Annotated in this window: 21 protein-coding genes and 2 pseudogenes; 6 read left to right on the top strand and 17 right to left on the bottom strand. The window is 70.6% G+C overall.

Annotated elements, in window-relative coordinates:
• Positions 1-222: 222 nt before the first annotated feature.
• The 3 genes from ACWGI2_RS24515 to ACWGI2_RS24505 all read right to left on the bottom strand — a co-directional run bounded on the left by ACWGI2_RS24515 (position 223) and on the right by ACWGI2_RS24505 (position 2,880).
• Entirely contained in the window at positions 223-933 is a 711-nt protein-coding gene (locus ACWGI2_RS24515) for a C39 family peptidase (RefSeq protein ID WP_453697606.1), read from the bottom strand.
• A 62-nt stretch (positions 934-995) separates the two neighbouring features.
• Positions 996-1,622 carry a peptidoglycan-binding protein gene (locus ACWGI2_RS24510; RefSeq protein WP_453697736.1) on the bottom strand — a complete coding sequence of 209 codons (627 nt, stop codon included), beginning with the start codon at positions 1,620-1,622 and terminating at the stop codon, positions 996-998.
• Positions 1,623-1,899: 277 nt separating this feature from the next.
• Positions 1,900-2,880, bottom strand: coding sequence for an ArsR/SmtB family transcription factor (locus ACWGI2_RS24505; RefSeq protein WP_453697604.1), 981 nt, complete (start codon positions 2,878-2,880; stop codon positions 1,900-1,902).
• Between the two features lie 102 nt (positions 2,881-2,982).
• On the opposite strand from ACWGI2_RS24505, the gene ACWGI2_RS24500 reads away from it, so the two are divergent.
• Positions 2,983-3,474 (top strand): hypothetical protein, encoded by a 492-nt coding sequence (locus tag ACWGI2_RS24500; protein WP_453697603.1) that lies wholly within the window; start codon positions 2,983-2,985, stop codon positions 3,472-3,474.
• 47 nt (positions 3,475-3,521) lie between these two features.
• On the opposite strand, the gene ACWGI2_RS24495 is transcribed toward ACWGI2_RS24500, so the two are convergent.
• Positions 3,522-4,088 carry a hypothetical protein gene (locus ACWGI2_RS24495; protein WP_453697601.1) on the bottom strand — a complete coding sequence of 189 codons (567 nt, stop codon included), beginning with the start codon at positions 4,086-4,088 and terminating at the stop codon, positions 3,522-3,524.
• A 144-nt stretch (positions 4,089-4,232) separates the two neighbouring features.
• Here ACWGI2_RS24495 and ACWGI2_RS24490 point away from each other — a divergent pair, with 144 nt between their 5' ends.
• Complete coding sequence (locus ACWGI2_RS24490; RefSeq protein ID WP_453697599.1) at positions 4,233-4,817, top strand: TIGR04222 domain-containing membrane protein; 585 nt, start codon at positions 4,233-4,235, stop codon at positions 4,815-4,817.
• Positions 4,818-4,851: 34 nt separating this feature from the next.
• Here the strand turns inward: ACWGI2_RS24490 and ACWGI2_RS24485 are convergent.
• Both ACWGI2_RS24485 and ACWGI2_RS24480 read right to left on the bottom strand, forming a co-directional pair.
• Positions 4,852-5,424: pseudogene (locus tag ACWGI2_RS24485) on the bottom strand (dioxygenase family protein); the annotation flags it as partial.
• 196 nt (positions 5,425-5,620) lie between these two features.
• Positions 5,621-6,592, bottom strand: coding sequence for an AraC family transcriptional regulator (locus tag ACWGI2_RS24480; RefSeq protein WP_453697598.1), 972 nt, complete (start codon positions 6,590-6,592; stop codon positions 5,621-5,623).
• On the opposite strand from ACWGI2_RS24480, the gene ACWGI2_RS24475 reads away from it, so the two are divergent.
• The 3 genes from ACWGI2_RS24475 to ACWGI2_RS24465 all read left to right on the top strand — a co-directional run bounded on the left by ACWGI2_RS24475 (position 6,531) and on the right by ACWGI2_RS24465 (position 8,214).
• A complete protein-coding gene (locus tag ACWGI2_RS24475; protein WP_453697741.1) occupies positions 6,531-6,698 on the top strand; it encodes a hypothetical protein in 168 nt (55 codons plus the stop codon). The genes ACWGI2_RS24480 and ACWGI2_RS24475 overlap by 62 nt on opposite strands.
• A gap of 71 nt (positions 6,699-6,769) precedes the next feature.
• Positions 6,770-7,528: a PP2C family protein-serine/threonine phosphatase gene (locus tag ACWGI2_RS24470; protein ID WP_453697597.1), complete on the top strand. Its 759-nt coding sequence runs from the start codon at positions 6,770-6,772 to the stop codon at positions 7,526-7,528.
• Between the two features lie 65 nt (positions 7,529-7,593).
• The gene (locus ACWGI2_RS24465) at positions 7,594-8,214 is read left to right on the top strand and encodes an L-threonylcarbamoyladenylate synthase (protein ID WP_160503006.1); all 621 of its coding nucleotides are present in this window, start codon (positions 7,594-7,596) and stop codon (positions 8,212-8,214) included.
• Between the two features lie 9 nt (positions 8,215-8,223).
• Here ACWGI2_RS24465 and ACWGI2_RS24460 read toward each other — a convergent pair whose 3' ends face one another.
• The 9 genes from ACWGI2_RS24460 to ACWGI2_RS24420 form a co-directional block, all read right to left on the bottom strand.
• Positions 8,224-8,895, bottom strand: a complete 672-nt coding sequence (locus ACWGI2_RS24460; RefSeq protein ID WP_453697596.1) for an alpha-ketoglutarate-dependent dioxygenase AlkB family protein — start codon at positions 8,893-8,895, stop codon at positions 8,224-8,226.
• Positions 8,892-9,455 (bottom strand): hypothetical protein, encoded by a 564-nt coding sequence (locus tag ACWGI2_RS24455; protein WP_453697594.1) that lies wholly within the window; start codon positions 9,453-9,455, stop codon positions 8,892-8,894. Before ACWGI2_RS24455 ends, ACWGI2_RS24460 begins: the two co-directional genes overlap by 4 nt.
• Complete coding sequence (locus ACWGI2_RS24450; RefSeq protein ID WP_453697593.1) at positions 9,452-9,754, bottom strand: metal-binding protein; 303 nt, start codon at positions 9,752-9,754, stop codon at positions 9,452-9,454. The genes ACWGI2_RS24455 and ACWGI2_RS24450 overlap by 4 nt, the downstream gene beginning before the upstream one ends.
• Positions 9,751-10,485, bottom strand: coding sequence for a 2OG-Fe(II) oxygenase (locus ACWGI2_RS24445; RefSeq protein WP_453697591.1), 735 nt, complete (start codon positions 10,483-10,485; stop codon positions 9,751-9,753). Before ACWGI2_RS24445 ends, ACWGI2_RS24450 begins: the two co-directional genes overlap by 4 nt.
• Before the next feature lie 37 nt (positions 10,486-10,522).
• Positions 10,523-11,026 carry a methylated-DNA--[protein]-cysteine S-methyltransferase gene (locus ACWGI2_RS24440; protein WP_453697590.1) on the bottom strand — a complete coding sequence of 168 codons (504 nt, stop codon included), beginning with the start codon at positions 11,024-11,026 and terminating at the stop codon, positions 10,523-10,525.
• Positions 11,027-11,138: 112 nt separating this feature from the next.
• The gene (locus ACWGI2_RS24435) at positions 11,139-11,360 is read right to left on the bottom strand and encodes a hypothetical protein (protein ID WP_453697589.1); all 222 of its coding nucleotides are present in this window, start codon (positions 11,358-11,360) and stop codon (positions 11,139-11,141) included.
• A gap of 254 nt (positions 11,361-11,614) precedes the next feature.
• Entirely contained in the window at positions 11,615-11,833 is a 219-nt protein-coding gene (locus tag ACWGI2_RS24430; RefSeq protein WP_453697587.1) for a hypothetical protein, read from the bottom strand.
• Positions 11,826-12,758 (bottom strand): DMT family transporter, encoded by a 933-nt coding sequence (locus ACWGI2_RS24425; RefSeq protein WP_453697585.1) that lies wholly within the window; start codon positions 12,756-12,758, stop codon positions 11,826-11,828. Before ACWGI2_RS24425 ends, ACWGI2_RS24430 begins: the two co-directional genes overlap by 8 nt.
• Positions 12,759-12,922: 164 nt before the next feature.
• The gene (locus ACWGI2_RS24420; RefSeq protein WP_453697584.1) at positions 12,923-13,726 is read right to left on the bottom strand and encodes an EamA family transporter; all 804 of its coding nucleotides are present in this window, start codon (positions 13,724-13,726) and stop codon (positions 12,923-12,925) included.
• 219 nt (positions 13,727-13,945) lie between these two features.
• Between ACWGI2_RS24420 and ACWGI2_RS24415 the strand changes: the two genes are divergently transcribed.
• The gene (locus tag ACWGI2_RS24415; RefSeq protein ID WP_453697582.1) at positions 13,946-14,797 is read left to right on the top strand and encodes a LysR family transcriptional regulator; all 852 of its coding nucleotides are present in this window, start codon (positions 13,946-13,948) and stop codon (positions 14,795-14,797) included.
• A gap of 170 nt (positions 14,798-14,967) precedes the next feature.
• Here ACWGI2_RS24415 and ACWGI2_RS24410 read toward each other — a convergent pair.
• Both ACWGI2_RS24410 and ACWGI2_RS24405 read right to left on the bottom strand, forming a co-directional pair.
• Positions 14,968-15,399 (bottom strand): annotated as a pseudogene (locus tag ACWGI2_RS24410) (PPOX class F420-dependent oxidoreductase); the annotation flags it as partial.
• A 167-nt stretch (positions 15,400-15,566) separates the two neighbouring features.
• Positions 15,567-16,739 carry an ABC transporter permease gene (locus tag ACWGI2_RS24405; RefSeq protein ID WP_453697734.1) on the bottom strand — a complete coding sequence of 391 codons (1,173 nt, stop codon included), beginning with the start codon at positions 16,737-16,739 and terminating at the stop codon, positions 15,567-15,569.
• Between the last annotated feature and the right edge of the window lie 54 nt (positions 16,740-16,793).

Raw genomic sequence — 16,793 nt, 5'->3', positions numbered from 1 at the left:
GTCATCGAGCCTGAGGCCGGCAGGTCCGCCCGGACCCTGCTTCCTGTTCGGCCTCAGCGGAGTCGGCGCCGCTGAGGCTGTCGTCGTTACCCCCCGAAACGGCGACCGTGCGGGCTGTGGGTGGCGCTTGTGTCGGTGGCGCCACCCACAGTCGGCGACGTACGGCTCACGGCTCACCGCTGACGACTCACCGCTCACCGCTCACCGCTCACCGCTCACCGCTCAGGCGGCGTACCCCTTCGGCGGGATCAGGGTGGCGAGTTGGTCGAAGGAGAGCCAGTAGATCTGGTTGCCGCCGAAGGAGGCGGGGTCGGCGATGAGGACGGTGCGGTTCGCGTCGTCGTAGCCGATGACCGTGAAGTAGTGGTAGATCGTCTGGTCCGGCGGGTAGCCGGGCGGCTGGTTGCCGGGCGGGGCCACGATGTTGGTCACCAACGGGTAGTTGTTGTCGATGTCCACGACGATGTCGTTCCACAGCAGGTCCTTCTGGGCCTGGGTGGGCGGATCGTTCGGCATCTCCTTGGTCTCGTACCAGCCCGTGCCGAGGTTGGCGTTGAGCACGCCGGTGACCTGGCTGATGTGATCGGTGCCCGCCTCGGTGGTGCCGAGCTGCGCGGCCAGAGCGCCCTGGCTCGGCGGGGCGATCCGTGCGGACAGGGCGATGCGGGTGGCGGCGGGTCCGCACCAGTAGCCGGTCTCCTGGACCTGGTAGTCGACCGGGAGCGTGTGCGCGCTCCGGGTCTGCGCACCGCCGACGCGCAGCCGGGTGCCGGGCTCGTTCTGTCCGCTGACGACCGCGGTCCCGGCCTTCGATCCTTCGGCGAGCACGGACACGCTGTGCGGGTGTGCAGGTTCCGCCTGGGCGGCGGCCGGGGTGACGAGCGTGCCGACGGCGGCTACGGCGATCGCTGTGGAGACAAGTCTCTTGCGCATACGGGCTCCTGGAGTGAGGGGTGTGGGGTGTGGGGGGAGGGTCGCCGGTGGGGCCCGGTGGCTCAGGGGATCGGCGGGACCGTGGGCCCTTCCTGGGCGAGCAGGTCGCGGGCGAACTGCTCCCACTGCGCGTAGCGGTCGGGATAGGCGGAGACCTGGACGGCCTGGCAGACGTCGCCCGGGGGCATGGTCTGCCAGCCGTCGATCTGGATCAGCCCCGGATTGCTGCCGAAGGGGGCCACTCCGTAGAAGGACTTGGACGAGGTGGCGACGTCGGTGATCTGCTCAGGGGTGCCCCAGCCGGTGCTCGGGCGCTGCTGGAAGATCCCCAGCGAGTCATGGTCCACCGGCGTCAGGTAGTTGACGAACTTCGACTCCTGCATGGCGGTCATCAGCGCGATGACCAGGCCCTGTTCGGGGATCTGTGCGCCCTTGCCGACACCGATGACGGTGCGTGCGTTGGCGAGTTCCTCGGGCCCGAGGTCGGCCGCCGTCCGGAAGGTCTGGTGCAGTTCGGCATCGGACGCCTGCCGCAGGGCTCTCGCGGTCGCGCCGTCGACCGAGCCGGTCCTTGGCAGGCCGTGACGCTCCTGGAACCACTTCAGGCCGTGCCCGGAGGATGCCGTGGGGGCCATGGGGGCCGTGGAGGCCTGCGCGGTGCCGGGCACGGCGCAGAGGGTGCCGGCCATGGCGAGCGAGGCGGCCAGGGCGGCACGGCGGGTGAGAGTACGAGTAGTGCGCAACGCCACTCCTTCATCGGATCGTCGCTGCGTTCCCTCGTGCCGTGCCGTGCGCGGGAGTTCACACGTCGACGCGCGTTGAACGGCGCGCGGGGCGGGGTTGTCGGGACGCAACGCGGTGGGGGGATGCGTGTGCAACAGCCCGGCCAGCTTCCTTGCATGCCCATGCCAGGCGCAATCAATGAAAGCCCAGACTTACGGCCGGAGACTTACGGCCGGACGCGGCTCACGACCCGCAACTGCGCAGCAGTGCGCGCCCTTCCGCGGTCGCGACATGAAGCGACCGCCCCGCCCTGCGGACCGTGGTCAGCAGACCGGCCGCGCGCAACACCTTCACGTGCTGGCTTATCGCCGGGTGGGTGACCGCCAGAAGACGGGCGAGCTCGACCGTGGACGAGCCGGTGCGTGCCGCCTTGAGGACGGCTGCGCGCGTGTGCCCGATGAGCGGCCCCAGGGCGCCGTCGTCCGGACGCTCGGAGGGCGTGGGGTGGGTCCAGTCCATCGCGTGGTCGATGGGATACACCAGGACGGGCGGCAGTTCACCGTCGGCGAGCGTGACGGGCGTGGGCCAGCAGAAGAACGAGGGCTGCAGGGTGAGCCCCCTCCCGTCGAGACGCAGCTCCTGGTCCACCGGATAGTCGACCTCCAACACCGGGGGCAGCCAGCGCAGTTGAGACCCCAGGCCCCCGAGGAGCCCGTCGGTCCCGCCGTCGAGGAGGCTGTGCAGACGGATGATGCGGTCGGCGTCGATCTGCGCGTGGATGCGCGGCCAGAACGGCGCGAGCGCCTCCAGGTGATACGTGTGGAGTGCCTGCCCCAACTGCCGGAGAGCGGCGGCGTCGCCCCGCGCCAGCGACTCGGTCCAGCCCGGGAGCCGACGCGATGCGGCCACCCGCGTCAGATCGGTGCGCAGCCGCGGCAGGGGGGTGCGCACGAGGGTGTCGACCGCCGCGTGGAGCGTCTCGCCTTCTCCGTGGGTGGGGGTGAGGAAGTCCGGGGAGCAGCCGTGCGGCGGGAGCAGGGGCGACAGGAGACGGCAGCTGTCGGAGAGACGCGGCCTCGCCCATCGCCGCCATTCCCCGAACACCCTTGCTCCGTCCCGCCGTTGCAGCGTCTGTACGCTGTTGCTGATCTCCCAGAGGAAGTCAGGCCCCGAGGCGACCCGCACCCGCGCCAGATCCTCTACCGTGAAGTACACCCGCAACATGGCCCACCTCTCCCCCGTGTGTCCCACCGCCACCACGCGGCAGGCCTCCAGGCGATCGCCGCCAGGCAGTTGCTGTCAAGACACCCGTCGTACAGTGGCCTGGTGGGGAACGTATTCGGTGGTGGGGAACAGGACCTGTACCTGTCCAACGGCGGCACAGAGGTGTTCATCGACGTGCTGATGCTGGCGGTATCTGATCTTGCTGATGACGTCTGGGACTACCGCTTCGCGGCTCTTCTGACGCTCCAGAACCAGAACGTGATGGGGCGAGGGGCTGTCGGATTCGACCTGCAAGACATCGCGTGGGGCACAACTCCGCAGGGTCGTGCCCGGTCGAAGGACTTCGTGCTGCGCGCCATCGCACTCGCGTCGAGCCGCCACCGCTGGAGCGAGCTGGGTTACGACCCGCCGTTCGCCCGTGACTACCTGCGCCGGTTCAAAGCCATGGTCGAGTCCTTCGTGCCGGCGGACGACACTCCTCTCCTCGGCGGCTTCCCCGGAGCGGACGAACGTGCGATGGCCTCATGCTCACAACACCGGGTCCTTAGCGCGCTCCCGCACTGGGAGGGGTGTTTCCTCTGCACCAGGCCATGACGACCTTGTGCTCCGAGTCGGCGAAAGCCGCGTGACGGGGCGCGCCGTCAGTCGTAGTCGCCGGACGGCAGCGGCCAGGTCCGCACTCCCGTCGTGAAGGACGCGGCGGGACACGCCCTGCTCCAAGCCTCCTGGGAGAGTGCGCGCTTCCGTGCGTCCATGCCCGCGAAACGGCTCCGGTAGCGGCGGCCCTGACGGAGGTGCAGCCGCAGTACGACCGTCCCGTCCCCGGGGCTGTCGGGCTCCTGAAACGGTGTGGTCACCATGTGTACGCGGCTGACCGAGGCAGCCGGGATCTCCACGATCCGTCCGACAGCCCTCCGCAGCCGTAAGACCGACCGGTCGCCGGACACCACGTGCACCTCGACGACGGCACGGCTGTCGCGCAGCCAGTAGAGGGCCACAGGCAGCCCGAAGAGCAGAAAGCAGCCCATGACCACGGCGGCGGCGACGGGCTCGTCGGCGGCGAGCAGCAGCCCACCGACACCGGACCCCACCCCGACCGTGAGCGCGGCGCGCAGCATCCGGCGCCGCAGATGCGCGTCCCTGTCCACGGCGCGCCAAAGGGCCTCGCCGTACGCGCCGGCGGCATCGACGTCTTCGTATCCCCGCATGCCGTCATGATGACCGCGGGACGGGGGCGCACCAATGGGTCCGGAACCCTCAAGTTTTGCTCTGAAGCGGCGAGGGAGAGGGATGCACGCTCCCGGCGTCGGGCACCACAGCCGAAAGGCGGGGTGTCCGACGGGGGTGGGGGCATGCGGATGTACTTCAGGCGGGCCACGGCGGCGGCCGGAGCGCAACGGGCTCTTGGGGTGTACGACGTCGCGTATCTGGCGGGCGGCCCGCGGCGGGTCGTGGAGTGCGCGGTGATCGCGCTGGCCGAGCGCGGGCTGATCAGGCTCAGGGCTTCGCGCATACGCGCCGTGGGCGTGGAGTTGCCCGAGGAGCCGGTCGAGCGCGCCTTGGTCACGGCGTGCCTGTGCGGCCGTGGCGCGGCGTCCGTGTGCGCGGAGTTGCGGGAGTCCCCGGAGGTGGCGGAGATCGGTGACCGGCTCGCGGACTGGTGCCTGGTGACCAGGGCCCGGCGTCAGTTGACCCGGGTCGGCAAGCAGCGGCTCGAGAAGGCCGAACAGGACGGGGACCTCCCGGCGTACGTGTTCGACGGCCCCGATGCCCTCCCGAAGGGGACGGTCCGACGCAGTGTCATGGAGGCGCAGTTGATCCCGTCCGGCCTCGGCCGGGCCATGATCCGGATGGGCAAGGCACTGGACCACGCCTTGGAGTCCGACGACTCGGGCTCCGGATTCGGCTGCGGAGGGGGCGGTGGCGGGGGCGACTGAAGCCGCCCCCGGCCCTCGGACCGTCTCGCGGTCAGGGCTGCTGCGGCACGTTCAGAACGAAGTCGAAGTCCGCCTCCTTCGCGTTGCCGACGGTGCGTACGTTCATGAGCAGCCGGGCGTCGAAGATCGGGTCCGTGTTGTTGCGCGGCTCACCGGGGAAGTACAGCTGGGTCGTGAGGACCGGACGCCCCGGGGCCTGCACCTTGACGTGCAGGTGCCGGGTGCGGCCCGGATAGAGGCCGGGCACGATCGTGGTGAGCCTGAACGCGCCGTTCGCGTCGGTGAATTGGTGTCCTCGGCAGCGGAACCCCGTGTTGTCGTACGTCCCGTAGGTGTCGGCCTGCCAGAAGTCCATCAGGACCCGGGGTATCGGCCGGCAGGCGAGTCCGAAGACGTAGCCGGTGACGGTGAGCCGCACGCCGGGCGTGCCGGGCTGGAGGAGCGAGGTGCGCCGGGGCGAGTTGGGTTTGAAGTACGGCCCCTCCATCTGCGGCGGCGTCGGGTCATCACCGTCGTCGCAGGCCGGGGTCGCCTCCGGCATCACGCCCCGTTCGCCTGCGGTCCTGGCCAGGGCGGGGACCCCCATGAGGGCCACGGGCAGGGACATGCCCACCGCGGCGGCCGCTCTCAGGACGGTCTTGCGGCTGGGGCCGCTGCTGCCGTTGCGGTATTCCTTCGACGGGCCGGCCCCGCCGTCGTCGTCGCGTATGCCGTCTCCGGTCGTGCCGTCTCCGGGCGTGCCGATCTCGCGCTCCATCGCTCCTCCTGAGGGGGGTGGGGTGGGTTCCGGATCGGCTCCGAAGCTATGCCGGGGGCTGTGCGCGGGCGATGGACTCAAGTCGGTGGTCGTGGTGAATATCGCCACCGCCGCGCCGGAAGTCCCCGGGGCTCGCGCCGGTCTCGCGGCGGAAGAAGCGGCAGAAGTATGCGGGGTCCCCGAAGCCGACCCGGTCCGCGATCTGACGGACCGACAACTCCGTACGCAGGAGCAGGCGTTTGGCCTCGTGCACGCGCGTCTGCCGGATCAGTTCGCCGGGCGTGCGGCCGGTGGAGGTCTTCACCGCCTCGCTGAGGTAGCTCTCGGAGACGCCCAGGTGCCTCGCGCACGCGCGCACGGACCGCAGGGAACCCTCCTGGGTGCCGGGCTCCGGGGTGCCGAGCAGGGTCACGAATTCCGCGGCGACGGAGCCGGGCCGCGTGCGCGGAGTGGGCGGGACCGCCCCCGGATGGTGTGCGGGCAGCCGCGCCGCCCGCACCACGAGGACGTGCAGCAGGGCCCGCAGCACGCTCTGGAATCCCTCGGCCCCCGCGCGGTACTCGCCGTCGAGATCGGCGACGAGGCGCGCGGTCCGGTCGGCCGCCTCGTCGTGGAGTTCGAGCCAGGAGCGCCGTCCGAGCCCTCGCAGTGCGTGGCGGTCCGCGGGGTGGTCCAGGAGGAAGTCGTCGGTGAAGAGGATGACGCTCCCCTCCAGGCCGGTGACGTCCTCCCAGTGATGGACCTGGCCGGGGGCGATGAAGCACAGGTTCGGCGGACGCAGCGCGAAGCGGGTCAGGTCGACGACGTGCCCGCCGGTGCCGCCCGTGACGTGGACGATCTCGTGGAAGGTGTGCCGGTGCGGGAACGACGCGCGCGACATCGGCCCGATGGTGTCGAACGTGCCGATGGCGAACGGAAGCGCGTTGGGCATGGGCACTTCCAGGCGGTGCGTCGGCATGCCCTCCTCTCCCGGTAATCCGCTGTTCCCCTCGCCGGGCAAGACCGTTGTGCCGCGCATGCGTACGCTCCTCACCACGACCGGAAGCTGGTCCAGACCAGCCGACTCCCCCACCATGGCACGCACGGTCACCGACGGGCAGAGGGCGGCCACGGTCCGCCACTGAGCCGGGAGCGGCTCCCGGCGCGACAATGGTGGTGCGGAACACGCCCGCCGTTGCGGAGAGGCGGCCCACGGATGCCGTACATAACAGTCACCGCGCTGAGCCACCCCGGACTCGTACGCGATCACAACGAGGACAGCCTGGCCGTCGGCCCATGGACGCTGTGCGGGACGATGACCGAGAACCCGCAGACCCTCGGATTCCCGCTCGGCAACCCCCTCGTCGTCGCGGTCGCAGACGGTATCGGCGGCCAGCCGGGCGGCGAGGTGGCCAGCGGCCTCGTCGTACGGCAGCTGGCCTCGATCGGGCCCTCGCTGGACAGCGAGCAGTCTGTGCATGACGCGCTGAACGCCTGCAACCACGCCGTGTACGCGGCCGCCGAGGCGAATCCCGAGCTGACGACCATGGGGACGACGGTCGCGGGTGTCGTGCTCCTCGGGAAAGAACTGCTGGTGTTCAACGTCGGCGACAGCAGGGTGCTCGACGTGGGCCGCGGCGGCGCGGACGGCGCGCTCCGCCAGGTGAGCGTCGACGACAGTCCGCCGCTCACGCCGGGCCGGCGCACCACGTCGATCGTCACGCAGGCGCTCGGCGGCGCGCTCCGGTTCAGCGCGATCACGCCGCACGTCAGCACGTCGCCGCTGGTCGGCGGTGAACGCTTCCTGGTGTGCAGCGACGGCCTGACCGACCCCGTGCCCGAGGACACCCTCGCCGAGCTGCTCGCGGCCCACGACGGCGGCCGGGCGGTCTTCGAACTGTGGAAGGCCGCCATCGACGCGGGCGGTCCCGACAACATCACGCTCGCGCTGATCACGGTCGTCGACGACGACTGACCACTGGTTCGGCTGGGCCCGCTGAGTAACCCGGGTCCGCTGATGCGATCACGTACGCTCGGCGGATGGCGAAGTATTTTGACGTGCACCCCGAGAATCCCCAGCAGCGCAGCATCAGCACCGTGGCCGACAGCATCCGCTCCGGTGCGCTGATCGCGTATCCGACGGACTCCTGTTTCGCGCTCGGCTGCCAGCTGGGCAACCGCGACGGCCTCGACCGGATCCGGAAGATCCGGAACCTCGACGATCGCCACCACTTCACCCTGGTGTGCGAGAACTTCGCGCAGCTCGGCCAGTTCGTGCACGTCGACAACGACGTGTTCCGTGCGATCAAGGCGGCCACGCCGGGCAGTTACACCTTCATCCTGCCCGCGACGAAGGAGGTGCCGCGCCAGCTCCTGCACCCGAAGAAGAAGACGGTCGGTGTCCGGATTCCCGACCACGTCGTCACGCAGGCCCTGCTCGCCGAGCTCGGTGAGCCGCTGCTCTCCAGCACTCTGCTCCTGCCCGACGAGGAGGAGCCGCTGACCCAGGGCTGGGAGATCAAGGAACGCCTCGACCATGTGGTGGACGCCGTGGTCGACTCGGGCGACTGCGGCACGAGCCCGACCACGGTCATCGACTTCTCCGGCGGCGAGGCCGAGATCGTGCGCCGGGGCGCGGGCGACACCTCGCGGTTCGAGTAGTCGCCGGGGTCAGTCGGTGAGGCCGGTGACCCGCATCGTGATGTTCAGGCGGCCCGAGGTCAGGCCGGTGGCGGGGTCCGCTGTGCCTTCGTGGACCTTGGGCACGCCGTGGAAGATGTAGCGCGAGGGGCCGCCGAAGACGAACAGGTCGCCCGAGGCCAGTTCGATGTCGGTGTACGGCTTGGTGCGGGTCTCCGTGTTGCCCACGCGGAATACGCAGGTGTCGCCGATGGACAGCGAGACCACCGGGGCCGATGACCGCTCGTCCTTGTCCTGGTGCATGCCCATCTTGGCCTGCCCGTCATAGAAGTTGATCAGCGCCGTGTCCGGGGTGTAGTCGGCCGCGGCCGCCGGGCCGCCGTCACCGTCGCCGTACGCCGCCGTGAGCGCCCGGCGGCCGAGGTCGACCATCCAGTCCGGGAAAGCGGCGACCCGGCGGCCGTTCACGTCACCGGCGGTGCGCGTGTACTGGTACGGCTGCCAGTGCCAGCCCACGCACACCGTCTGCACGGACATGACCCCGCCGCGCGGCAGTTCGGTGTGGCGGATCGGCACCGGCCCTGTGGCCCACTGGCGGCACGCGGTGACGAGTTCGCGCTGCTGGGCCAGGGTGAGCCACTCGGGCACGTGCACGGCGCCGGGGGCGATCTCCGTGGTGGGGCGGGGGATCAGGGCGCTCACGAGGTCGCCTCCGCGGGCGGGTAGGTGGTGACCCAGCGGTGGCGTACGTCCCAGGTGGCGCCGTCGGCGGTTGCGCCACGCAGGCCGTGCAGGACGTCGTCCCCGGCGAGCGCGGGGACACGGGAGTCCTGGAGGGAGGCGAAGGCGTAGGTGCGGGCCGGGTCCCAGTCGGTGGAGTGGCGCAGGCGGCGGGCCAGCTGGGCGAGGCCGAGGGGCGCCGCGGCCACGACCCAGGCGTCGGGAGTATCCGCGGTCAGCCGGTGCGCGGGGCGCAGCCAGGACGCGGCGGTCTCGGGCCAGCTCACTGTGGTGAGGACCGTGCCGCCGCGGTCCGTCCACGCGGCGGCGAAGGCTTCGGCGGCGGCGCGGGAGGCTGTGTCGCGGCTGTGGCCGATGGTGACGGTCTCGATCCGCGCCTTCGGGAGGGTCAAAAGGCCGATGAGGGCGGCGAGTTCGGCTTCGGTGTGCGCGGCGGGCGCGGGCAGGTCCGCGTGGGCGGCCAGCTCGGCGGCGCTGACGAGGGGCGAGCGGGAGGCTTCCCGCTCCTTGAGGATGCTCATGGTGTGCCGGTGCTTTCTGGGTCTGCTTTCCAGCGAGCGTACTGAGCGGGCAGGCAGACCGCACAGGGCCGGTGTCCGGCCGCGATCGCGGTGGCCTCGTCGGGAAAGAACACACGGTGGGTGGCGTAGGGGCCGCGGGCGACGGCCCGCAGCGCGGAGGGGCAGTCGAGGCGGCCGTACAGGCGCCCGCGGCGGTGCCCGCCCAGGGTGCCCGGTGTGCTGCTGGGGTACGGCTTTCCGTCGGGGCCGCACAGCGTGTACGTACGCCGGCCCGGCTCCCCAGCCCGGGAGGGGTTCACGCCGCGTCGTGGAAGACCAGGCCGAGTGTGTGCCTGCGCCCGGAGCGGACGGTGCTGACGCCGTGCCGCATCGGTCCGGTCGACCAGCCGCGCTTGGAGGCCACAGGACGGTCGCGGGTCGTGAAGATGAGCCCGTGGCCCTGCGGCAGGGTGGTGGACGATCCGCGCGACTGGGCGCGGGGGCGCTGCTCGGTCATGATGAACTCGCCGCCGGTGAAGTCGGCTCCCGGGGCGTCGAGACCGATGACGACCTGGAGTGGGAACAGCATGTCGCCGAAGACGTCGCGGTGCAGGGCGTTCCAGTCGCCGGGTCCGTAACGGAGGAGGATCTGCGCGGACTTGGCCTGTCCGGCCGCGTGGCACATCTCCATCCACTCCCCCAGGGTGTCGGGCCAGGGGGCGGGCTTGTCGAGCCTCGCGGCCCAGTCGCGGGCGATGGGCAGCAGCCGGGGGTAGAATGCCTCGCGCAACTCCCGTACGACATCAGGGAGTTCGTGGGTGAAGTAGCGGTACTGGCCGGAGCCGAAGCGGTAGCGGGCCATGTCGATGGTGGCGCGGAAGCGGTCGGTCTCGTCGTACAGGGCGGCGATGTCGCGGCAGGCTTCGGGGGTCAGGATCCTGCCGGTGAGGGCGTGGCCGTGCTCGTCGAGCTCGGCGGCGAGCGCGTCCCAGTCCCCTGCCGCGACGCGTTCGCCGACGTGGGCGGCCGTCGGGTGAGTGGTGTCGGTCATGATGAGGGTCCTTCGAGGTGCTTCGGGGCCGTGCGGGTCAGACAAGGGTGGGTTGCAGCGCGCCCTCGTGGGTGAGGAGCTTGACCTTGCGCTCCACGCCTCCGGCATAGCCGCGCATGGAGCCGTCCACGCCGATCACGCGGTGGCACGGGCGCACGAGAAGCAGCGGGTTCGCGCCGATCGCGGCGCCGAGGGCCTGGATCCGCCCCCGGTCCACGCCGATGCGCGCGGCGATCTCGCCGTAGGTGGTGGTTGTGCCGTACGGGATGTCCTCCAGGGCGCTCCAGACGCGCCGCTGGAAGTCCGTGCCGCTCGGGGTGAACTCGATGTCGAACGCGGTGAGTTCACCGTCGAAGTAGGCAGCCAGCTGCCGCGCGATCCCCGAGAACCGGCCTGGGTCGCGGACCCAACTGCCCTGCACGGCGGGCGCGTTCCCCTGACCGGGCATGGACAGTGACGCCAGCGAGACGCTGTCCGACGTAGGCTCGCCCACGAGCAGCAGCCGACCGAGCGGGCTGGTGACGGTGGTGTAGACGGTCATGGGGGGACCTCTCTCTTCTGTGCTTTCCTTCCACCCCCAACAGTGCGGTGGCGCGAGCGCGGATGCTGGCGGGAATCGGACAGCGCGCTGCGGCATCGCGGCCGTACGACCCTCACTCGCCGGGATGTGCGGGATGCCCGAGCAGGCCGAGCGCCGTCAGCACGGTGACGCTGAGCGTCATCCAGGCGATGAAGGCGCCGCCGCCGTACAGCACCGCCCCAGCCGCCGACGCCCCTGCCTCATGCGAGAGCACCCCCGCCACTACCGCTACCAGCAGCGACGACACGAAGGACAGGAGCGCCAGAAGTACCTGCGCGGGAAATGTCAGCCTCACCAGTCGATCCCCTCACGAAGGTGGTCGACCAGTCGGCGGGCAGCCTCAGCTCGACCACCGCTTGCGATGGCCTGCTGAGGCTCTGCGACGATCAGAGACTCATCGTGCTCATGTCTGCCGAGATGTGAGCACTGTCCCCCATCGGACACGTCGCCAGCGCTCGGGCTCTCGGATGAGCACCACGGAGCCTAGCGGCAGGTGTTGGAGACCGCTACCGCCCAGGGCGGGATGGCTGTCGCGCCCCGGGCCACGCACTAGTCGCGGTCGTTGCTCCCCGGCTCGACGACCTCGTCCAAGGCCTTTCGGACTGCTTCGTACGCGGAGGCGAAGACCTCCGCTCTCAGCGCTTCGTTCGAGTCCTCCCTCTCCAAGGCGTCGGACTGCGTCTTCCAGTGCCCCTCCTCCTGCTGGGCCCAGTCCCGGGCCCGCTGGATTCGGCGCAGCAGTTCGTCGGCGTCCACGACATCAGTCATGCGGGGAATCTACCCGCGGACGCCGCACCCCAGCCGGACGACCCGAGGCTTCCGGGGTTTTCATCGGCGGTGAGACCGGAATCCGCTTCTGGCGGCGCGTCATACCCACTCCGACGAGTACGACCACCATCCCCGCGGCCACCCGGAAGCTGAAGGCCTCGTCGAGCACGATGGCGCCCAGGGCCACGGAGACCACCGGCAGCAGGTACCCGACGGTCGCGGCGTTGGTCGCGCCCTCGTCCGCGATGATCCGGTACGTGAGGTGGAAAGTCACGCCTGTGGCGAAGATCCCCAGGATGACGACGGCGATCAGGGCCGTGGCATCGACATGGATCGTTTCCAGGCCGCCCACCGGCAGGGCCAGCGCCGTCAGGCCCGTCGCCGCCATGAGCTGGGCGGCGGAGAGGGACAGAGTGGGAATGCCCTTCCCTACGAGGTGACGTCCCATGTACGCGAAGCCGACGGCGTAGCTCGCCGCCGCTCCCACGATCGCGAGGGCGCCCCAACTCGTCAGCCCTGACTGCTGCCACGGGGCGAAGATCAGCGACGTACCCGCGAAACCGAGGAGGAGTCCGGCGAGGCGGACGGGGCGCAGTCCCCGTTCCGTGCCGATCGCGAGGCCGATCAGGACGGACCACAGCGGAGTCGTCGCGTTCAGCGCGCCTGCCACCCCGGAGTCGACCGTCTGCTGCCCGACGCTGAAGAGTCCGAAGGGCAGGGCGTTGCAGAAGAAGGCGGCGACGAAGATGTGCTTCCACGTCGTGCGGGCCCGCGGGAGTCGCTTGCGCGTACTGAAGAGCAGGAGTGTCAAGGTCGCCGCCCCGAGTGCGCAGCGCAGGAGGGTGACCTGTACGGGAGACAGGCCGTCCAGGGCCAGTTCGATCCACAGGAAGGTCGATCCCCAGAGGAGTGCAAGTACGCCCACCCTTGCCGCTGCCCACGTTCTTCCGGGGACGCCGTTCACTGTTGTTCTCCCTGCTCGCCGCGCCGCGCCCTTCGGGCCGTTGGCAGTGAACGATGCCGCCGCCGACCTGAAAGGACAAGCAAAGAGTTTTGAACGTTCGTTAAGCTCAGCTACATCCACCAGGGCTACTTCAGGACACTGACCCCGTTCGCCGTCACGATCGCCGCGATGGCCAGCCACTCCACCCAGTCAAGGGACTGCCCCAGGATCACCATGCCCACGAGGGCCGCGAGGACCGGGTTGACGCTCATGAAGATCCCGAAGAAGCGGGCGTCGACCCGGCGCAGGGCGAGCAGGTCGGCGAGGAACGGGACCGCGGAGGAAAGAATCCCGGCGGCCGCCGCGCACGCCAGGGCGGTGGCCGTCGGCGTGTGGTGGGCGAGCACCACGGCGCCGACCGGCAGGTAGAGGAACCCGGAGATTCCCGCGGCGGCGGCCGACCCCTCGACGCCCGGGAGACGGGCTCCGACCGTGCGGTTGAGCAGGATGTACGAGGCCCAGCAGGCGGCGGCGAGCAGGCCGAGCGCGATGCCGGCGTAGTCCGTGCTGGGTTGCGGGCGGGCCAGCGCGACCACCGCCGCCCCGGCCACGACGGCGCAGCCGAGGTCCACCGCACGGCGGGACGCGGTCAGCGCGACCGTCAGCGGGCCCAGGAACTCCAGGGTCACCGCGAGGCCCAGACCCACGCGGTCGATCGCGGTGTAGAGGGAGAGGTTCATGGTGGCGAAGACCGCCGCCAGGCACAGCAGGGGCCACCACTGGCGCCAGGTGAAGGCGCGCACCTTGGGCCTGCCCACCGCCAGGAGCACGGCTCCCGCGACCCATTGCCGTACGGCCACGACACCGGCAGGGCCGATGACGCCGAACGCCAAGGCGCCTGTGGCGGCGCCGACTTGGTTGGACAGGCCACTGCCGAACATCATCGCCATGCCGGAAAGGCGGCCTCGTGAATTCTGTGCCCGATCACTCAAGCTTTCCGGGACACCCTGGACTGCGGCGGGCACGGCTTCGCTCTGAGACGTTCGCATGCACCGCAGAATGCGTCACTCGGGCACATACGAAAAATGCATGCGAGTGCTCATCCATACGCACTGGTCATCCATACGCTCCGGTTATCCATGCTCTCCGGTCGTCCATAGACTGAAGCCATGGATCTGGAACTGCGGCATCTGCGCTGCCTGGTCACCATCGTCGACGCCGGTGGCTTCACCGATGCCGCCGCCGAGTTGGGTGTCTCCCAGGCGGCCGTCTCCCGCACCCTCGGCGGGCTGGAGGCGGTGCTCGGGGTGCGCCTGCTGCACCGCACGAGCCGGAGCATCACGCCCACGACCGCGGGAGTACAGGTGCTCGCCCGGGCCCGCCATCTGCTCGCGGAGGCCGACGACCTGATCCGTGAGGCGACCACCGGACACACCCGGCTGCGCATCGGCCACGCCTGGTCGGCGATGGGCCGGCACACGGCGGAGTTCCAGCGCCGCTGGGCCGCCGGACACCCCGACGTCGAGCTGTACTTGATCCGGACGAACTCCGCGACCGGCGGCCTCGCCGAGGGTCTGTGCGACCTCGCGGTCGTCCGCACGGCCTTCGACGAGACCCGTTTCGCCAGTGCCGTCGTCGGTCACGAGCGCCGCTTCTGCGCCCTGGCGAGCGACGACCCGTGGGCCAGGCGGCGCTCCATCCCCCTGGCCGACATACGGGACCGGACTCTCCTCATCGACCGGCGCACCGGCACCACCACCGCCGAACTCTGGCCCGAAGAGGCGCGCCCTCCGGTGGAGCACACCCAGGACATCGACGACTGGCTGGCCATCATCGCGTCCGGCCGCTGCGTCGGCCTCACTCCGGAGAGCACCGCCAACCAGTACCGCCGCGACGGCGTCGTGTTCCGCCCGCTGCGCGACGCCGACCCCATCGCCGTCCACCTCATCTGGCGCCGCCACGACCCGCATCCCATGACGCACGCCGCCGTGGCGCTCCTGACCGATCTCTACCGCAAGTGAGGCGGCGGACTGTCCGTGCCGAGCTGAGGCGGCGGCCCGTCCGTGCCGAGCTGAGGCGGCGGGCCGTCCGTGCCGAGCCGCAGGCCGGGGCCGCCCGCCACGGCCTCGCTGCCGGGCCCCTTGAAGGCCAGCTTGGGGCCGCTGCCCGCGAGGATCCGTTTCCCTGCGGCTCCGTACACGTGCTTGACGTGCAGCCGTATCACCAGGCGCCGCTCCCGCACCATCGCGGCGCGGAAACCCTCCCAGTCGGGGTGCTCGCCCTGGAACCCCCGGAAGACCAGGGCCAGTTCGTCGGCGACGGCGTCATGCGGGTCGGTCACGACCGGCGTCAGTTCGGCGTCGCCCTCGGCGATCATGTAGGAGAAACCGGCGCCGTCGGTGACGAGGAAACTCGCGCGCGGATCACGGCGCAGATTACGGGTCTTGGCGCGGCTGTCGGTGACCATGAGACGGATGACGCGGTCCTCGGGGTCGTAGGCATAGCCGACGTTGGAGAGTTGCGGGCGGCCGTCGCGTTTGAGGGTGACGAGCGTGCCGATGCGCTGCTCCTGGAGAAGATCGAGCAGGGCGCTTTCGTCGACTTTCCCTAAATGCTCAGTCATACGGGCGAGAATACGAGAGGCGGTGGCTGTCCAGTTGAACCAATGTGGGCATGCCGCGGAAATGAGCGACGCCCAGAGCGATGCCCTCGTCGCCCGCGGGGGATTTAGGCTGACGAAGGCACCGCGTCCATGGGGTAACTGCCGTATGGCGTCGGGTCTTTATGGGGTCACGTCGTGGCAAGCGCCTCCGTCGGAGGCAGCCGCGCCGCGCGGACCGCGGGATAGAAACCGGCGAGCCCGCCGATGACCAGGGTCGCGCCGACACCGCCCGCCATCGCCCAGACCGGCACCACCGATGGCCAGCCCTGGTAGGTGGAGTAGCCGGTGGTGACGGCTATGCCGAGCAGGACCCCGCCCAGGCCGCCGAGCGCCGAGAGCAGCAGGGCCTCGCAGAGGAACTGCGTACGGATCTGGCCCCGGGTGGCGCCGAGGGAGCGGCGCAGGCCTATCTCGGAGCGGCGTTCCAGGACCGAGATGACCATGGTGTTGGCGACGCCGACCCCGCCGACGAGCAGGGCGACCGCGCCCAGGCCGAGCAGCAGGCCGCTGAGGGTGTCGTCGGTGGCTTCCTTCGCCTCCAGGACGTCGGAGGGGCGCGAGACGTTGGCCTCGCTGGGGTTCTCCGGGTTGGCGGTGGCGCCGAGCACGGACTGGACGTCGCTCACGGCGGATTCCTCGGCGCGGGTGTAGACCGTCGTCGGGTAGCCGTCGAAGTCCAGCTCCTTCTCCGCGACGGGCCAGCCGACCAGCGCGGCCGAGTCCAGGTCGGGGACGAGTTCGTTGGGCGCGAGGATCCCCACGACGGTGAACCACTGGCCGCCCAGCCACACCTTCGTGTCGGGCCCGGCCCGGAAGACGCCCAGCTGTTCGGCGGCCTTGGGGCCGAGCACAACGGCCGGGTAGCGCTGGTTCGCGGCGTTCAGCCAGCGGCCGTCGACGACCTGCGCGCCCGCCGTCCTCGGCAGGTCCGTACGGGCCGCGTAGACGTTGAGGCCGCCGGTCTCCTCCTTCTTGATGTGGTCGTTGCGGTAGACCTTGGCGCTCGTCTTGCCGATGGCGGAGACCGACTCGACGTCCTTGATGTTGCCGATCATGTCGACGGACGAGTCGGGCAGATGGGCCGCGTCACCGGCGAACGACTGCCCCGGCGAGACGGTCAGGAGGTTCGTGCCGAGGGCGGCGAGGCGCCGGTTGAGGTCCTCGCTACTTGAGGTGGAGATGCCCACCACGCCGACCATCGCCGCGATACCGATGGCGATGCCGAGCGCCGAGAGGAACACCCGCATGGGGCGCGAGCGCAGGCCGGAGCCGCCGACCCGCAGCACGTCGGCCGGGCCCATGCGGGCCGGCTTGGGGCGCGGCGGTGGCGCGGGACGGGGCAGTTCGCGGGCAGT

Source organism: Streptomyces sp. NPDC054866, assembly GCF_053610745.1.
Note: the sequence above shows the minus strand (reverse complement) of the source record. Positions and strands in the feature narration are given on the sequence as shown.

Coding starts and splice junctions, on each gene's coding strand:
- ACWGI2_RS24445 (WP_453697591.1), bottom strand. CDS start 10,485: ATGACCGACACCACTCACCCGACGGCCGCCCACGTCGGCGAACGCGTC.
- ACWGI2_RS24475 (WP_453697741.1), top strand. CDS start 6,531: ATGCCCTCCTCTCCCGGTAATCCGCTGTTCCCCTCGCCGGGCAAGACC.
- ACWGI2_RS24420 (WP_453697584.1), bottom strand. CDS start 13,726: ATGGCGATGATGTTCGGCAGTGGCCTGTCCAACCAAGTCGGCGCCGCC.
- ACWGI2_RS24515 (WP_453697606.1), bottom strand. CDS start 933: ATGCGCAAGAGACTTGTCTCCACAGCGATCGCCGTAGCCGCCGTCGGC.
- ACWGI2_RS24430 (WP_453697587.1), bottom strand. CDS start 11,833: ATGACTGATGTCGTGGACGCCGACGAACTGCTGCGCCGAATCCAGCGG.
- ACWGI2_RS24465 (WP_160503006.1), top strand. CDS start 7,594: ATGGCGAAGTATTTTGACGTGCACCCCGAGAATCCCCAGCAGCGCAGC.
- ACWGI2_RS24510 (WP_453697736.1), bottom strand. CDS start 1,622: ATGGCCGGCACCCTCTGCGCCGTGCCCGGCACCGCGCAGGCCTCCACG.
- ACWGI2_RS24495 (WP_453697601.1), bottom strand. CDS start 4,088: ATGCGGGGATACGAAGACGTCGATGCCGCCGGCGCGTACGGCGAGGCC.
- ACWGI2_RS24490 (WP_453697599.1), top strand. CDS start 4,233: ATGCGGATGTACTTCAGGCGGGCCACGGCGGCGGCCGGAGCGCAACGG.
- ACWGI2_RS24480 (WP_453697598.1), bottom strand. CDS start 6,592: ATGCGCGGCACAACGGTCTTGCCCGGCGAGGGGAACAGCGGATTACCG.
- ACWGI2_RS24415 (WP_453697582.1), top strand. CDS start 13,946: ATGGATCTGGAACTGCGGCATCTGCGCTGCCTGGTCACCATCGTCGAC.
- ACWGI2_RS24470 (WP_453697597.1), top strand. CDS start 6,770: ATGCCGTACATAACAGTCACCGCGCTGAGCCACCCCGGACTCGTACGC.
- ACWGI2_RS24440 (WP_453697590.1), bottom strand. CDS start 11,026: ATGACCGTCTACACCACCGTCACCAGCCCGCTCGGTCGGCTGCTGCTC.
- ACWGI2_RS24505 (WP_453697604.1), bottom strand. CDS start 2,880: ATGTTGCGGGTGTACTTCACGGTAGAGGATCTGGCGCGGGTGCGGGTC.
- ACWGI2_RS24405 (WP_453697734.1), bottom strand. CDS start 16,739: ATGGGCCCGGCCGACGTGCTGCGGGTCGGCGGCTCCGGCCTGCGCTCG.
- ACWGI2_RS24455 (WP_453697594.1), bottom strand. CDS start 9,455: ATGAGCATCCTCAAGGAGCGGGAAGCCTCCCGCTCGCCCCTCGTCAGC.